Annotated in this window: 1 protein-coding gene; it reads right to left on the bottom strand. The window is 56.7% G+C overall.

The annotated features are described in order from the left end of the window. Positions 1 to 49 precede the first annotated feature (49 nt). The coding region (locus B2R17_RS00005) for a hypothetical protein (RefSeq protein ID WP_286762334.1) at positions 50 to 277 on the bottom strand (228 nt) is incomplete at its 5' end.

The following is a 277-nucleotide window of genomic DNA, read 5'->3' as shown; positions in this document are numbered from 1 at the left end:
GGTGTGCCCGAAGGGACTCAGCGCAAAAACCCTGTTGTGCGCCGGTGCGTTAGGGGTCGACCGACCAGATTTGAGAACCGATCGGAACGTCAGATTTCGTAATGCCATCGGGTACAAGGAATGCAAAAATGCGTTCGGGCGTCCAAGGGTCGCAGTGTTCGATGCCGACGACAGACGTGAGCAAGTCATCGGCGGCCGATCGACGGATTGCGATTGAGTCGCCGATACGAACGACAACGTCATCGAGGGTTGCGAACGTCTTGTTGGTTGCGATCAC

Source organism: Rhodopirellula sp. UBA1907 (assembly GCF_002337565.1).
GTDB lineage: Bacteria > Planctomycetota > Planctomycetia > Pirellulales > Pirellulaceae > Rhodopirellula > Rhodopirellula europaea.
This window is presented reverse-complemented; position numbering and strand designations above follow the sequence as displayed.